This window comes from Nitrospira sp. Vd2 (assembly GCF_979581665.1).
The window spans coordinates 1-14,491 of record NZ_CEFZSK010000021.1 but is presented as its reverse complement, the minus strand read 5'-3'; the positions used below and the strand labels follow the sequence as shown (position 1 = coordinate 14,491).

Annotated in this window: 19 protein-coding genes; 9 read left to right on the top strand and 10 right to left on the bottom strand. The window is 61.0% G+C overall.

What is annotated here, in order from left to right; all coding sequences use genetic code 11:
• Window positions 1-13: 13 nt before the first annotated feature.
• Genes AC1U7K_RS09440 through AC1U7K_RS09430 form a run of 3 tightly spaced genes read right to left on the bottom strand, consistent with a single transcriptional unit; the run spans window position 14 to window position 2,855 of the window.
• A complete protein-coding gene (locus AC1U7K_RS09440; RefSeq protein WP_480250933.1) occupies window positions 14-1,186 on the bottom strand; it encodes a 1-deoxy-D-xylulose-5-phosphate reductoisomerase in 1,173 nt (390 codons plus the stop codon).
• A gap of 30 nt (window positions 1,187-1,216) precedes the next feature.
• Window positions 1,217-2,068, bottom strand: coding sequence for a phosphatidate cytidylyltransferase (locus AC1U7K_RS09435; protein WP_480250931.1), 852 nt, complete (start codon window positions 2,066-2,068; stop codon window positions 1,217-1,219).
• Entirely contained in the window at window positions 2,061-2,855 is a 795-nt protein-coding gene (locus tag AC1U7K_RS09430) for an isoprenyl transferase (protein WP_480250930.1), read from the bottom strand. The genes AC1U7K_RS09435 and AC1U7K_RS09430 overlap by 8 nt, the downstream gene beginning before the upstream one ends.
• A 210-nt stretch (window positions 2,856-3,065) precedes the next feature.
• Here AC1U7K_RS09430 and tldD point away from each other — a divergent pair, with 210 nt between their 5' ends.
• The 5 genes from tldD to AC1U7K_RS09405 all read left to right on the top strand — a co-directional run bounded on the left by tldD (window position 3,066) and on the right by AC1U7K_RS09405 (window position 7,482).
• Window positions 3,066-4,502, top strand: a complete 1,437-nt coding sequence (gene tldD / locus AC1U7K_RS09425) for a metalloprotease TldD (RefSeq protein ID WP_480250929.1) — start codon at window positions 3,066-3,068, stop codon at window positions 4,500-4,502.
• Window positions 4,503-4,556: 54 nt separating this feature from the next.
• Entirely contained in the window at window positions 4,557-5,912 is a 1,356-nt protein-coding gene (locus AC1U7K_RS09420) for a TldD/PmbA family protein (RefSeq protein ID WP_480250927.1), read from the top strand.
• A gap of 103 nt (window positions 5,913-6,015) precedes the next feature.
• A complete protein-coding gene (locus AC1U7K_RS09415; protein WP_480250926.1) occupies window positions 6,016-6,696 on the top strand; it encodes a dienelactone hydrolase family protein in 681 nt (226 codons plus the stop codon).
• A gap of 31 nt (window positions 6,697-6,727) precedes the next feature.
• Window positions 6,728-7,003: a hypothetical protein gene (locus AC1U7K_RS09410; protein WP_480250925.1), complete on the top strand. Its 276-nt coding sequence runs from the start codon at window positions 6,728-6,730 to the stop codon at window positions 7,001-7,003.
• Window positions 7,004-7,011: 8 nt separating this feature from the next.
• A complete protein-coding gene (locus AC1U7K_RS09405) occupies window positions 7,012-7,482 on the top strand; it encodes a hypothetical protein (protein WP_480250924.1) in 471 nt (156 codons plus the stop codon).
• A gap of 310 nt (window positions 7,483-7,792) precedes the next feature.
• Here the strand turns inward: AC1U7K_RS09405 and AC1U7K_RS09400 are convergent, their stop codons facing one another.
• The gene (locus tag AC1U7K_RS09400; protein ID WP_480250923.1) at window positions 7,793-8,425 is read right to left on the bottom strand and encodes a uracil-DNA glycosylase; all 633 of its coding nucleotides are present in this window, start codon (window positions 8,423-8,425) and stop codon (window positions 7,793-7,795) included.
• Between the two features lie 164 nt (window positions 8,426-8,589).
• Between AC1U7K_RS09400 and AC1U7K_RS09395 the strand changes: the two genes are divergently transcribed.
• The gene (locus AC1U7K_RS09395) at window positions 8,590-9,246 is read left to right on the top strand and encodes a MarR family winged helix-turn-helix transcriptional regulator (protein WP_480250922.1); all 657 of its coding nucleotides are present in this window, start codon (window positions 8,590-8,592) and stop codon (window positions 9,244-9,246) included.
• A 101-nt stretch (window positions 9,247-9,347) separates the two neighbouring features.
• Here AC1U7K_RS09395 and AC1U7K_RS09390 read toward each other — a convergent pair whose 3' ends face one another.
• Both AC1U7K_RS09390 and AC1U7K_RS09385 read right to left on the bottom strand, forming a co-directional pair.
• Window positions 9,348-9,593, bottom strand: a complete 246-nt coding sequence (locus tag AC1U7K_RS09390) for a hypothetical protein (RefSeq protein WP_480250920.1) — start codon at window positions 9,591-9,593, stop codon at window positions 9,348-9,350.
• Between the two features lie 4 nt (window positions 9,594-9,597).
• Entirely contained in the window at window positions 9,598-9,966 is a 369-nt protein-coding gene (locus AC1U7K_RS09385) for a hypothetical protein (protein WP_480250918.1), read from the bottom strand.
• Between the two features lie 105 nt (window positions 9,967-10,071).
• On the opposite strand from AC1U7K_RS09385, the gene ku reads away from it, so the two are divergent.
• The gene (ku, locus tag AC1U7K_RS09380) at window positions 10,072-11,010 is read left to right on the top strand and encodes a non-homologous end joining protein Ku (protein ID WP_480250917.1); all 939 of its coding nucleotides are present in this window, start codon (window positions 10,072-10,074) and stop codon (window positions 11,008-11,010) included.
• Window positions 11,007-11,846, top strand: coding sequence for a tetratricopeptide repeat protein (locus AC1U7K_RS09375; RefSeq protein ID WP_480250915.1), 840 nt, complete (start codon window positions 11,007-11,009; stop codon window positions 11,844-11,846). The genes ku and AC1U7K_RS09375 overlap by 4 nt, the downstream gene beginning before the upstream one ends.
• 1 nt (window position 11,847) lies before the next feature.
• Here AC1U7K_RS09375 and AC1U7K_RS09370 read toward each other — a convergent pair whose 3' ends face one another.
• The 4 genes from AC1U7K_RS09370 to AC1U7K_RS09355 form a co-directional block, all read right to left on the bottom strand.
• On the bottom strand, window positions 11,848-12,228 hold the full coding sequence (locus tag AC1U7K_RS09370; protein WP_480250914.1) for a response regulator: 381 nt from the start codon (window positions 12,226-12,228) through the stop codon (window positions 11,848-11,850).
• Between the two features lie 189 nt (window positions 12,229-12,417).
• Entirely contained in the window at window positions 12,418-12,588 is a 171-nt protein-coding gene (locus tag AC1U7K_RS09365; RefSeq protein ID WP_480250913.1) for a DUF1328 domain-containing protein, read from the bottom strand.
• A gap of 29 nt (window positions 12,589-12,617) precedes the next feature.
• The gene (locus tag AC1U7K_RS09360; protein ID WP_480250912.1) at window positions 12,618-12,896 is read right to left on the bottom strand and encodes a PepSY domain-containing protein; all 279 of its coding nucleotides are present in this window, start codon (window positions 12,894-12,896) and stop codon (window positions 12,618-12,620) included.
• Window positions 12,897-13,131: 235 nt separating this feature from the next.
• The gene (locus AC1U7K_RS09355) at window positions 13,132-13,350 is read right to left on the bottom strand and encodes a hypothetical protein (RefSeq protein ID WP_480250910.1); all 219 of its coding nucleotides are present in this window, start codon (window positions 13,348-13,350) and stop codon (window positions 13,132-13,134) included.
• A gap of 290 nt (window positions 13,351-13,640) precedes the next feature.
• On the opposite strand from AC1U7K_RS09355, the gene AC1U7K_RS09350 reads away from it, so the two are divergent.
• The coding region (locus AC1U7K_RS09350) for a HAMP domain-containing protein (protein ID WP_480250909.1) at window positions 13,641-14,491 on the top strand (851 nt) is incomplete at its 3' end.

Below are 14,491 nucleotides of genomic sequence, written 5' to 3'. Positions count from 1 at the left end.
CAGGGGCATCGAGTCAGCGTACCGGCGAAGGCGCCAGGGCCCGAACCAAGGTCCCGGCCTTCTCGCGGGCCCAGCGATCGGCGTCCAGGGAGTCTTCCAATTGCTGAAGGCCGTGCGGTGTATGGGCGTCCATGGTGCCCCGAATCACATCCGCAATATCCGTGAACGCGATCTGCTCGTTGAGATAGGCCGCCACGGCGATTTCATTGGCCGCATTCAGCGTCGCCGGCATCGTCCCGCCGATCCTCAAGGCCTGATAGCCCAGCCTGAGGCACGGGAACCGGTCATGATCGGGGCTGTAGAAGCTCAGCTTGCCGATGGCGACCAGATCGAGCGACGGCAAATCGAGCGACATGCGGGCGGGATAGTTCATGGCATACGAGATCGGCGTCCGCATATCGGGGAGTCCGAGTTGCGCAATCATCGATCGATCCGAGTATTCTACCAGAGAATGGACGATGCTTTCGCGATGGATCAGCACCTCGATCTTCGATTCCGGCACATCGAACAGCCATCGCGCCTCGATGACCTCCAACCCTTTGTTCATCAATGTGGCGGAATCGATCGTGATTTTCGCGCCCATCTTCCAATTCGGATGGTTGAGCGCGCGCTCGGGCTTGACCTCGCGCAACTCGCTCTTGGGCAGCTCCCACAACGGTCCCCCTGATGCAGTGAGGATCAGGCGGCGCACATCCTCCATTCGGTGGCCTTCGAGCGATTGAAAAATCGCGCTGTGCTCGCTGTCGACCGGGAGAATGCGGACCCCCCGCTGACGCGCCTCCGCCTGCATCATTTGACCGGCCATCACCATCGGCTCCTTATTCGCCAACGCGACGTGTTTCCCCGCGCGCAGGGACGCAAGCGTCGGGACGAGGCCGGCGCCGCCCACGATCGCCGACACGACCAGGTCGGAGTCGGGCAACGCTGCGACTATGGCCACTCCTTCCTGCCCGTCGAGGACCTCAACCTTCATGCCTCGGATCCGGGCTCTCAGCCGATCAGCCGCGGCACGATCAGATACGGCGACCACCCGAGGTTTGAAGAGCCGCACCTGCGCTTCGAGCTTTTCATCGTTCGTGCCCGCCGTCAGCCCGATCACGGCAAAGTGATCGGGAAACTTCGAGACGATGTCCAGCGTATTGGTACCGATGGAGCCGGTCGAGCCGAGAATGACGATCCGTTTCATGCGGCTTCCTGGTTAGTTGGTGGTCTCTTGCTAGGGGGACGTCCTCATCACAGTGACATAATAGTAGAAGGCTGGGGCCGTGAAGAGGAGGCTGTCGAGTCGATCGAGCATCCCGCCGTGACCGGGAATGAGCCCGCCCGAATCTTTCTGACCAGCGGCACGCTTGAACATCGATTCCGAAAGATCGCCGAAAAGCCCGGCAAAGGTCAACAACAATCCCGAAATGACCGCATCTAACAGCGTGATGGAAGGGAGGAACCACGCGCGGCCGAGGAGCGCGATGATGATGGCCGTCACGCATCCACCGATGAGCCCCTCCACCGTTTTCTTCGGGCTGATCACAGGGGCCAATGGCGTGCGGCCGAGCAGCATCCCGATGTAATAGGCCCCGGTATCGCCGGCCCACGTGACAAGAATCACGAAAAAGGTAAGGAAGACTCCATCGGGGAGCGCGCGCGTCAGCAGGAGATGTCCCATCGCGACCGGTATGTAGAGCAACCCGAAGGTGAGGACCGCCGCATCGGTCAAGCTGCGCGAAAGATCATGCGCGGCGGCCAGATGAAACACGAGCACGACCCCGACGGCAACGCAGGCAAGGGCGGGTGCAGGCATCATGTCCGGCCACTGAAAGGCTGCGAGGACCAGGAGTCCCAAGATGACGGCGAGTGCAATAGCCGCGGTAGCGGACCTCGAACCGTAGTACAGCCGATACAATTCGAACAGCGCGAGCGAAGCGGCGACGGCGACGACGATGAACAAGGCGGTCGGCGGAAGATAACGGACGATGAGGTAGAAGAGCGGAACAAAGACGACGGCCGAATAGACGCGCCGGGGATCGAGCCGTGAGGAGACCGCCGAGACGCCCGCCACGGGGCTAATCACAAGTCACGCGGGGAAAGCTCGTCAGCTGCCCGAACCGCCGCTCGCGCCGTTGATAATCGAGCAGCGCGAGGAGGGCATCGCGGCGCCGGAAGTCGGGCCAGAGCGTGGGCGTGAAATACAGCTCGGTGTACGCGACCTGCCAGAGCAGGAAGTTGCTGATGCGGGCTTCGCCGCTCGTCCGAATCAGCAGATCGGGATCGGGGAGGCCGTGGGTCGACAGGTAGCTCTCGAAGGCGTTTTCGTCGACGGCCTCGATCGGCAGGATGCCGTCTTTACAGTCCTGGGCGAGTCGGCGGACGACGTCGACGATCTCCGACCGGCCGCCATAGCTCAGCGCCACTGTCAACGCCAGCTTGTCGAGATGCGCGGTCTCACGCTCCGCTTTCCGGACCCAATGCAAAGCGGACTGTGGGAGCAGATTGATGCGGCCGATCGCCCGGAACCGGACTCCCTTTTCGATCAACGTCTCCATTTCAGTCTGCAGATAATGCTCCAGCAGCATCATCAGCGCGTTGATCTCGGGCATCGGCCGTTTCCAGTTTTCCTGGGAAAAGGCGTAGATCGTCAGCGCAGGAATGCGGAGCTCGCCGCAGACGTTCATGATTTCGCGAACCGAATTGATGCCTTCCTGGTGCCCGGCGATGCGCGGCAACCCCCGCAATTCCGCCCAGCGCCCGTTGCCGTCCATGATGACGGCGATGTGTTTGGGAAGCGACTCTGGGTCGAGTAGGGAGAGGAGTTCCGGTTCGGTCAGCTGTTCGAGAGTCGTTGAATCGCCTTTCGTCATTCGCGAGAGGGGTACCTTACGGCTTTGTTCTGTTGTCTAGAAGAGACCGGCAGGTGCCCTTAGTCTAATCACCGACTATTCGAATGTCAAACGATTCCGATTATCCGACAGAAGAACGGCAGGAACACCCATCGGCCGAGGCGGGCGCGCGTTGCATTGCTTGCCCGAAAATGGATCGGATATACTCGGCAGACTTCAGGAGGCATTTGGATGGGAGCCACACATCTGGTCGATCTCGCACAGTTCGGACTGACCGAATCGGAAGTGCAGCATGCGCTCGGGAAGGTCAAGGTCCGGGACGTGGACTACGCCGATCTGTATTTCGAGTCCACGATGACCGAATCCGTGTCAATGGAGGAAGGCATCGTCAAGCGCGCGGTCAAGAGCGTCTCCCAGGGTGCCGGCGTGCGCGCGACGGCCGGGGAGAAGACGGGTTTCGCCTACTCCGACGAACTGACGCGCCGTGACCTGGAAATTGCGGCGGATACGGCACGATACATTGCCAACAGCCCCCAGGGCGATCGGCCCGTTCCAGTGACGCATCGCGCCACCCCCGCGCAGAACCTCTACCCGATCGATTCGATTCAGCTCGACGTCGCGACGGCAGAACGCGTGGAGCTGCTGAATCGCATCGACGCCGAAGCGCGCAAGTACGACCACCGGATCAAGAATGTCATGGCCTCCTTCCACACCGAATATAAACGCGTCATCGTCGCCACGAGCGAAGGGTTGATGGTGAGCGACGTCCAGCCATTGTCACGGCTCAACGTCACCTGTATTGCCGAAGAGAACGGAAACCGCCAGGTCGGGACGTTCGGCGGCGGCGGTCGCGTGGGCTTCTCGTTCTATTTCGACAACGACCGGTATCTGCATTACGTTCGGGAGGCGGCCCGCCAGGCGATCGTCAACCTGAACGCGATCGACGCGCCGGCCGGCGTCATGCCGGTCGTGCTCGCGGGGGGCTGGCCGGGCATTCTCCTGCATGAAGCCATCGGCCATGGGCTTGAAGCCGACTTCAATCGCAAGAAGACCTCGGCCTTCTCCAATCTGATCGGAAAGCGTGTCGCCTCGGAAGTCTGCACAATCGTCGATGATGGCACGATCCCATTCCGCCGCGGATCGTTGAACGTCGACGACGAAGGGACGCCGAGCAGCCGGACGGTGCTGATCGAACGCGGCATCCTGCGAGGCTACATTACCGACCGATTGAACGCCAAGTTGATGGGCATCCCGTTGACCGGGAACGGGCGCCGAGAGAGCTTCCAGGCGATTCCACTGCCTCGCATGACAAACACCTTCATGTTGGCCGGCGAGTCGGACCCCGAGGAGATCATCCGGTCGGTCCAGCGCGGGCTGTATGCGGTCTCGTTCGGCGGGGGGCAGGTCGACATTACCAATGGGAAGTTCGTCTTCTCCGCCAGCGAGGCGTATTTGATCGAAGACGGCAAGGTCACGCGGCCGGTCAAGGGCGCCACGCTGATCGGGAACGGACCCGAGATTTTGACCCGCGTGTCGATGGTCGGACGCGACTTGAAGTTGGACGAGGGGATCGGGACGTGCGGCAAGGATGGTCAGTCGGTACCGGTCGGTGTCGGGCTTCCCACCATCCGCGTCGATGAGATCACGGTAGGAGGGACGGCGCGCTGACCTCGCTCTGTGCCGCCGGCCTTGCACGGTGATCATTCTCGAAGAAGAGGAAGAATGCCAGAAGGGCCAAATCTAGCCGATCTTGCCGTGAACCTGTTGGACCGCGTGAAACAGCGCGGCGCGACGGAAGCCGACGTGATCGTGGCCGATGGCGACACGTTTGCCGTCCAGGTGCGCCTTTCCAAAGTCGATCGGCTCACCAAGGCCCGGGAGAAACGGCTGGGGCTTCGGGTCTTTTTTGGAAAGCGGTCGGCCAGCGCCTCAACGTCCGACTTCTCCAAGGACTCGTTGGAGCAGTTGGTGTCCGATACCTGCTCGCTCGCCGCAGCCGTCGCGGCCGATGAGCTGTCCGGTCTCCCCGGCTCCGAAGGAATGGCGCGGGACGTACCGGACCTGGACCTCTTCGACGCGACGAATTTGGATACGGATACGCAGATCGCGCTGGCATGCCGCGCCGAGGAGGCGGCATTGAAGGCCGACGCCAGAATCACCAATTCGGAAGGGGCCGACTTCAACTCCGCAGCGGGGCGCGTGTTGCTCGCCAACAGTCACGGCTTTGTCGGAGAATACCGGAGCTCCAGTTTCTCCCTCTCGGTGTCTCCCATCGCGACCGGTTCCGATTCAGAAGGCATGCAGCGGGATTATTGGTACGCGACGCAGCGGAAGTACGCCCGCCTGGCCACTCCGGAGTCGGTGGGAGCCGAGGCCGCGCGCCGAACCGTCCGGCGCCTCGGCGCGAAAAAGATCGCGACTCAACGCGCGCCGGTCATCTTCGATCAGGAAACCGCCGGCAGCCTGCTCGGCAACCTCTGTAGCGCGATCTCCGGCTACGCCCTCTATAAAGGTGCCTCGTTCCTGATCGGGCATCTGGGCAAGCCGCTCTTTCCCGACTTCGTGACGATCTACGATGATGGTCGGATGCCGGGTGGCCTCGGGTCCCGACCGTTCGACGGCGAAGGACTGGCGACGCGGAAGAACACGATCGTTGAGCACGGGGTGTTGCGAAGCTATCTGCTCGACAGCTACTCAGGCCGCAAGCTGGGACTGCCTTCGACCGGCAACGCGTCGCGGAGCGTCGGAGAGAGTCCCTCGGTCGGACCGACGAACTTTTATTTGGTCCCCGGCGCCCGAACGCTGGCTGAGATCATCCGCTCGGTCAAGAGCGGCCTCTACGTCACCGAGTTGATCGGATTCGGCATCAACATGGTCACCGGCGACTACTCGAGGGGAGCGGCAGGGTTTTGGATCGAGAACGGTGAGCTGGCGTACCCGGTGGAAGAGATCACGATTGCGGGGAACCTTAAACAGATGTACGCCGACATCGAGATGATCGGCAACGATCTGGAGTTCAGAGGCCGGATCGCCAGCCCGACGGTGAAAATTCGCGAAATGATGATCGCGGGGAATTAAGAAAGGCGTTCGAGGTTCGGGAAGTCGAGGGAAAAGACATTCACATCCGATTCTTCAACTTCGAACTCGAACGGGTTTGCGTCTTATGGACCTGAAAGAGCGAATGGTCGAGTATCCAAGTAACGGCGTGATGGTGCGGGCGTATGTCGCCGCGCCTTCTGTCAAGGAACGCCGCCCGGCTGTCGTTATCGTACAGGAATGGTGGGGCCTCAACGACCATATTAAAGACATCACCCGACGCTACGCGAAGGAAGGATTCGTCGCGATCGCGCCCGATTTGTATTCACGGCTCGGTCATCCGGTGACGAAGGACGCCAACGAGGCCGGCCGGCTGATGAACACGCTGCAGCAGCAGGACGGATTACAGGACCTCCAGGCAACCGTTGCGTATCTGAAAGCCGCACTCGAGGTTGATGGCGGCAAGATCGGGGTAACGGGTTTTTGCATGGGCGGCTCCTATGCGCTCATGCTGCCCTGCGTGAACGGCGACATCAAAGCGGCGGTCGTGTTCTACGGTCAGGTGCCCAATCCCGATACGCCGCTGCAACGCCTGGCCTGTCCGATTCTCTACATCTACGGTGAGGAAGACGGCTGGATCACCAAAGCCGACGTCCAACGTCTGGCGGCGGCTTTGAAGAAATACAACAAGGACGGCGAGATCAAAACCTATCCCGGCGCCGCACATGCCTTCTTCAACGACACGCGAAAAGAGGTGTACAAGGCTGCCGAAGCGAAAGACGCGTGGGGGCGGGCGGTCGCCTTCTTCACACGCCACTTGGGATAGACGAACGGTGGGGGAATCCGCGAGTCATCAGATGCGACGACCGACAGAAGAAATTCCGAACGGGCCGCTCGAGTTGGTCTACATCGCGGGCAATATCGTCGATGCGGAAACAGCCGAGCGAAGCTTGACCGAAGCCGGGATCGACTACGCGATCGACTTGCAACCGTTCCGGACGACATCACTGTTGAGCGGCGAATACACGGGCCTGTTCATCTCGGTCCCAACCGGCGATCATGCGCGAGCCGCCCGTTCGTTGGAAGCCTCGGGACTTCGGGATATTGTCCGAACCGGGGACACCTTGGAATAGAGGGTCATATGCCGCTCGACGGTGAATGGGGAAAGAAGATGCTGCAGTTGCTGACGTCGCGGTACAACGACCGGCACTGGCGCAAGAAAATCGAAAAGACGCTCAGTCTGCCGGCGTCCGGGCTCGCCGATGAGACGCAGCGGCAAATCTTCCTCTACCTGAAGCACGCGCTGAAAGCGTACAAATCGCGGCGCGCGGATCCGGATTCGTGGATCGTCGGAGGCTATGCGACTCAAGAAGTGATCGGCCGCGCCAAGTTCAATCCATCGGTCGTCGGGCCTTCGATTACCAAGGAGGACGTGGAGTGTCTCACTCAGGATCCCGGCCCCGAGGTCGATGAAGCCTGGTGGGACGACATGCTCGTGCTCTGGTTCGAAGAGCCGGAAGACATGAAGTCGGAAGAGGCCCAGCCGGGAGAAGAATCAGCGGCCGCCCCGTCCTCGTCGACTCCTCCTCACTCTCCCGATTCGCGATCCTAGAACCTATCTCAAAATCGTTTCCGTCCTAAGAGCAGCCGGAGCGTGGGCAACGACTCCGCTTGCAGACAGAGCGGGGTGGACCGATCGGACGCTGCCCGCCGCGCGCCGCTTCAACTCCGCTCCGTCCGAGTGCCGCCACTGCCCCGCTCCGGCTGGGAGAGAGATGATTTGAGATAAGTTGTAGTCTTCGCGGAGCGATCATTCCGGCCAAGGATGCTTGTCGCGAGTCTTGCCGGTGCGTGACAGGCGTCTCGGTGGGCGATCGTCTACGACGCGCCCCTCGGTTTCACAAGGAAACAGGCGGTGGCCGCTAAAACAAGCTCATTTGAGCCTGAACACTCTGAGGCGCAGGAGAGTCGGCTGAGACGGGGCGTGTGGGGGAAGACCCCTGGCGGATCTTGGCAAGGAGCGCTTTGAGTTTCTGAAAGTCCTCGCGCAGCGGTTCAAGTAAACTTCCTTGATGAAGGGCCGCGGCGGGATGCAACAGTGGAAAGACGCTCCACTCTTTGTGCCGGATCATGGTGCCGCGGATCTTCGTGATGCCGACCTTCCGTTCGAGAATCGTCTCCGTCGCCCACCGGCCCAACGTGCAGAGCAGCTTGGGCTTGATCATCTCGATCTGCTGCTGCAGGAACGGCTTGCACGTCTCCACTTCATCGGGCTCGGGGTCCCGGTTATTCGGCGGTCGACATTTCACGACGTTTGCGATGTAGATATCCGACCGCGAGAGTCCCGCCGACCCCAGTAACTCATTCAGCAGCTTGCCGGCTGCCCCGACGAAGGGTTCCCCCTGACGATCTTCGTGAAACCCCGGCCCTTCGCCGATAAACATGATCTCGGCGTGTGGATTGCCGACGCCAAAGACGACTTGGCTGCGGCCGAGCGTGGCCAGCTTGCAGCGTTGACAGCCGTGGAGGGATTCTTTGAGCTCGAGGAGGGTCATGGAGGCTGCGTGACGACGGCGGCATGATAGGCGGGAGACGATGCGTTGTCAACTTGAGGTTCCTCCACGCTGTGTCACAAAACGCTTGACAGCAAAACCCCCTATACGGCATTTTTGCCGAGTTGAGTATTTTGCCTTCTAAACAAATCCCGGGAGGGTCGTTCATGAACGTCTTGGAGACGATGACGGAACCGGTTGCGCAGCGGGTGGCGACGGGATTGACGAAGATCGGGCTCGCTGTTCGAAGCCGCGCGTGGAAAGAAGCCGGCGTTCGCCGCGTCACGCCGCTTCAAGCGCAGACCCTTGCCGTCTTGCGTCTGCGACCCAAGCAAACGGCCTCCGTCACGGCCATTGCGGAAGAGTTAGCCGTGGCTCTGCCGACCGCCTCCGAAGTCATTCGGACCTTGACGTTGCGTGGTTTGGTCAAGCGCACGCGGTCGACGGTGGACGGCCGGTCCGTCAATGTCGGGTTGACGGCGAAGGGCCGGCGCCGAGCCGACACGGCGGCCAGCTGGCCGGAGTTTATTTCAGCCGCGGCTCAAACCCTTCCGCCCGAAGAGCAGATCGCCCTCTTGCGGTCCCTCATCAAGATGATTCGGAATCTTCAGGAAAAAGGCGACATCCCCACCGCGAAGATGTGCGTGACCTGCCGGTTCTTCCAGCCCAATGCGCACCAGGATGCGGAACGGCCTCATCACTGCAGCTTCGTCGACGCCCCTTTTGGGGACCGGCTGCTTCGTATCGAATGCGCCGAGCATCAGTCTGCCGACAAGGCGCAGCGAGAGCAGAACTGGCAATCGTTCTTGCAACTCCCACGATAACGGGTCGGCACCGGTTTCAGGACAATCGGCGAGCGGACGGCGAAAGAAGCCGAGCAGGTTGGCCGCCTCACCACTCGGATCATGGACGGAGTGAGGGAGGGTTAGAGCGTCGCGGCCCCGCCTCGGAGCTCCGGGGGCCGGGTGATGATGCGAAGGCGAATGTCGGTGCCAATGAGCATTTGGATCATCTTGCCGTGCAGCGAGGATTCGGTTTTCTGGACATCGCTGGGCGTGAGGACTACCTCACCGCCGCACCGATCGACAAGATGGAGCAGGAGCGTCGGCAAGAGTTGTTCGAGATCGTCATCCGACAGATGGTTGCTGAAATTCTGAACCCGTCTCATCATGGTCTTACCAATCCGCTCCGCACGGCTGATGTGAGTGTTCGCTGTCGCTGCCAATCTCGCGTGCCCGTCCCTGCTGTCGCCATTCTCTGAAACAGTGTTCACAGAGCTGGTAGCCCTCTCGCTTGGAGGTGTAGAGGACCTCGAGGTTCGTGCGACCACACTGAAAGCACACCGGCCGGATGCCGGGTGTCGACGCGATGACCGGCTCATGCAATGCGGCCAATGCCTCATGGACCCGCACAGCGGCCTCGCGAATCTTCAGCAGGAGGTCCCGCACATCGTCGGCGGCCTGCGGCATTGCGTCGTCGAGCGCCGCAAGCTGCTGCGCAAAACACTGTGGGTCTCGGGCTCCTCGACTCGGTGCGGAAATCATCAACGCCTCGTGTGTGATCTGGTCCAATGAACGGCCTTATCATCGCCGGAGGGATGTGCCAAACACAATTGGACCTTCGTCCTAGCCGCTCCGGAGGAGGCGAGCATGTTTCCACGCTCCTCCCCGAATCACGTAGTGCTCCGTCTGATTGCCGCCGACCGCGGCGCATCCCTAGAGTGGAAGCGTCACGTTGGGGACCCGATGCCGCGCAAGCTGCAATCCGCCGCGATCTCGTTCGGGCTCGTCACCATTCCGGTGAATCTGTACACCGCTGTGAGCCCGCAAGACGTCCACTTTCACCAAATTCACGCCGTCTGCGGCAGTCGCATCAAACAACAACTCTATTGCCCGGTGTGCGAGCGAGTCGTCGAGCGTGACGAGTTGGTGAAGGGCTATGAAGTATCGAAAGGCCAATACGTCCGACTGACGCAAGAGGAGCTGGACAAATTGGAGGCGGCCGCCTCGCAAAGTATCGACATCGTCCAGTTCGTGCCGCTCGCGTCCGTCGATCCCATTTACTTCGAGGATACGTACTATCTGGGTCCCGACAAACGCGGCGAAAAGCCGTACCAGCTCCTGACGAGCGCGATGGAGAAGACCCAGCAGGTCGCGGTGGCCAGGTACGTCATGCGCGGCAAGGAGAACCTCGTGCTGATCCGGCCGGCCCGTGGAGGCCTCCTCCTGCACCGCATGTACTATGCCGACGAGGTGCGGGACTTTGCCGATATCGACAAGGGCCATGCGACAACCACCGAGCAGGAGCTGACCCTCGCGGTGCGTCTGATCGAGGAGTTGTCGGAGCCGGAGTTTCGGCCCGAGGGCTTCCATGACGAGTATCGCGAACGCGTCCTGAAAGCGATCAACGAAAAGGCCGAAGGGAAAGAGGTCGCGATTCAGCCGAAGGAGCGGCCTGCGCAGGTGGTCGATCTGATGGAAGCGTTGCGAGCCAGTTTGGAAAAAGGAGACAAGAAGCGGAAGGCCGCTCCGATTCCGGCACGAGCCGAACGGACGGCGCCCAAGAGAGCGCATGCCGGTCGGAAATGACCGAGTTTACAGCGGATGATGCCTGCCGGATCTTGAACGTCAGCCGGCAGGCGCTGCACACGTTTCGTCGCGCGGCCTTGATCGAGACAATCGGGTCCCGAGGGCCGCGCCGCTTTTCATTCCAGGACCTCCTCCTCCTCAAGACGGCCAAAGGGCTGCGCGACGCCGGCGTCCCGGTGTCCCGCATCCGGCGCGTCCTTCACTCCCTGAAACAACAACTCCCTCCCGATCAACTGCTGTCGACCGTAAAGATCTACGCAGACGGCCGGCGTGTCGTTGTCTGGGACGGACAAGGCCGGTGGCAGCCGGACTCCGGGCAGTTTCTGTTGAACTTTGAAGCGCAATCGATTGCGCCGACCCGCTCCCTTCGGACCAGGCCGTCGCACGGCCGAAGGACAGAGCCGACGCTCAGCGCGGAGCAATGGCTCGAGCGCGCCACGCAGCTCCATGCCGACTCGCCGGAGGAAGCGCGCCACGCGTACGAAGAAGCGTTGGCGCGGGATCCGTCCCTCAACGACGCCAACATCAATCTCGGATTGTTGCACCATGAGGCGGGACGCTTGGCGGAGGCGGAACGGTGCTATCGCGCGGCGCTGGAATATGAAGCAGATTCGGCCGTCGCCTCATTCAATCTAGGCGTGCTCCTCGAGGAGCGAGGGGAAGTCCGGCACGCGATGGCCGCGTACCGACAGGCGGTGGCGCGTGCCCCGGACTTCAAGGACGCCCACCATCATCTGGCTCGGCTGTATGAGCAGGAAGGCCGGCAAGTTGATGCGATCCGTCACTATGCCGCCGCCAAAGCGTTGGACGGACGACGCCCGAAAAAGCGGCGGTGAGTCAGTTTCCGATGAGTAACTGGACTTGTAACGTGAGACTGTGGAGGTCCAACGGTTTGCGGAGAAGGACGAAGCGAGGATCAAGAGGAATTTCTTTCAGCACCCGGTTATCGTGCCCGGACATGTACAGGACCTGGGTCTCCGGTCGCCGCTCCAAGATTTGAAGCGCCACTTCCCGGCCCGTAAGGTCGGGCATGACGATATCAGTGATCAGCAAATGAATTTCGTTCACGTACTCCTCGGCGATCGTCAACGCGTGGACCCCGCTGAGCGCCTGCAAGACGGTATAGCCGTGTTGCGTGAGAACGAGCGCGAGGAGTTTCCGAAGCACGTCCTGGTCTTCGGCAATGAGAATGGTCTTGCTTTGCGTGGCCGTGGTCATCGTGAGTTCGTGCCTCCCACTGTACCAATCCGGTATGAGTGCTGTCGCTAGTTCCGAAGCGGTAGGTAGAAATAAGTGTATGCCGACTGAGGCCGCGAGCGGGAGCGGAAACACGAACGCCTCCCGGCTGGCGGGAGGCGTTCGTGCTCGCGTGGACGTCCTTGTCCTCGCAGATCACAGGGCCGATCCTCACGCGGGCGGTGGTACGCGGCGGCCGCTGACGAAGTGGATGGCCAGCAGAATCAACCCGACAATGAACAGAATCCAGGCGATTTGGGTCGCCACGGAAGCGATGCCGCTCATGCCCAGTACACCAGCGATGACGCCGAGCACGAGGAAGATCAACGCATAGGTCAGCATAATAACCTTCCCTTCGTGAAGTGAGTGGATTACTTGTCGGTCTTGACGATCCGTCCGGTCTGGGCATCAACCCATACCGTGCGGGTATTGTTGGCACTGTCGACCATTTCAACTTCGTACACGGTGCGTCCATGCTCGCTTTCTAAATGAGTCTCCTTGGCTTTCCCGCCCGGCACTGACGATTCTGCAGTCTTAATGGCCTCCGGCATCGTAATCCGGGCCGACTTCGCAAGGTTTTCTTGATTCGCGCACGCCGTCAATGTCCAGAGGGCCAGGGCCAAGAAGTAACCGGATGTAGCGCATCTCAACCTCCTCGTTTGAGCTCACCCAAGCCGCAGCAAGGTATGGGCCAGCGCTCGGTCGATCCGAGCTCGAGCAAAAGCCGCAAAAGAAGGCGGTGATGGGAATCGTCAGGCAACGTGACAGCATTCAGGCGAGCAGATGGCAAAGGCAAACTGTGCCGGGCGAGGACAGGGCATCCCAAGCGAGCAACGACATCTTGATCCAACCACAGGGAGACTGCCCCAGGGGGACTTGTGAAGGTTATTTGAGGTCCGGCCTGAAATCCGACGCCGCCCGGACCGGTCCGCTCCAGCATGGCGAGATCGCGACAGGCTGCGAGGTCACATGAGTGGCCTGAATCGACCAGGTCCGCACCGCTTCACAGCCGGAGACAGAGTCGAAGGGGCCGACAATCGTCGGATGGCTCGATGCCCCGGGCGCCCACAGCAGGAACCACCATGCTACGACAGTTGCAGTCATCGGGTCCTCTTCAATCGACGAGATGCTGGAGCGACCGGACAGCACGCTTCCGGCTCACTCTGCGATTTGGCTGATCGCTCATCCCGCACAGCGGCTTGTAGCACGTGAGAGGGAAAACATCTGTAAGTAATTACAGCAGGCGCTCGTCGGGATGTGGCATGAGATGCAGGCCGAGGTGTAGGCTGTCGTCCTACAGAAATAACCGTGGGGACCTGACTGTTCCATTCCACAATATTGTCTAACGTGTTGACACCCGTTTTCGGGACCCACCGTGAAGTCGGAGGACACTTATGCCGGTACAAGAAACCGTTGATGCGGAAATGCTGCTCGCGACGTTGCGCGCGTTTCGCAAGGGCGACTTCAGCGTGCGGATGCGGAGTCACAGACGCGGCGGGATCCAGGCCGAAATCGCATCCACGTTGAACGAGGTCATGGAACACAATGAACGGTTGACGAAGGAACTCGTCCGGCTGCGTCGGGTCGTCGGCAAGGAAGGCAAGACGGCCCAGCGCGCGTCGATTGGGTCCGTCTCGGGGTCGTGGGCGACGTGCGTCGAATCCGTCAACGAGCTGATCGGCGACCTGGTCCAACCAATCACCGAGGTGACGCGAGTCATCGGTTCGGTCGCCAAGGGCGATCTGACCCAGTCGATGTCGCTCGAGATCGGCGGCGTCCCATTGAAGGGCGAATTCTTACGGGCATCGAAGATCGTCAACGTCATGGTGGACCAGTTGAACTCGTTCGCCTCGGAGGTGACCCGCGTGGCGCGCGAGGTCGGCACCGAAGGCAAGCTCGGTGGCCAGGCCCAGGTCAAAGGTGTCGCCGGTACGTGGAAAGACCTCACCGACAACGTGAACCTGATGGCGTACAACCTCACGAATCAGGTGCGGAACATCGCCCAGGTGACGACGGCGGTGGCGAACGGCGACCTCTCGAAGAAGATTACCGTCGAAGTCCGCGGCGAGATTTTGGAGCTGAAGAACACGATCAACGTGATGGTGGACCAGTTGAACTCCTTCGCGTCGGAGGTCACGCGCGTCGCCCGCGAAGTGGGCACCGAGGGCAAGTTGGGGGCGCAGGCGTACGTGAAAGGCGTCGGCGGGACGTGGAAGGACCTCACCGACAACGTCAACTTGATGGC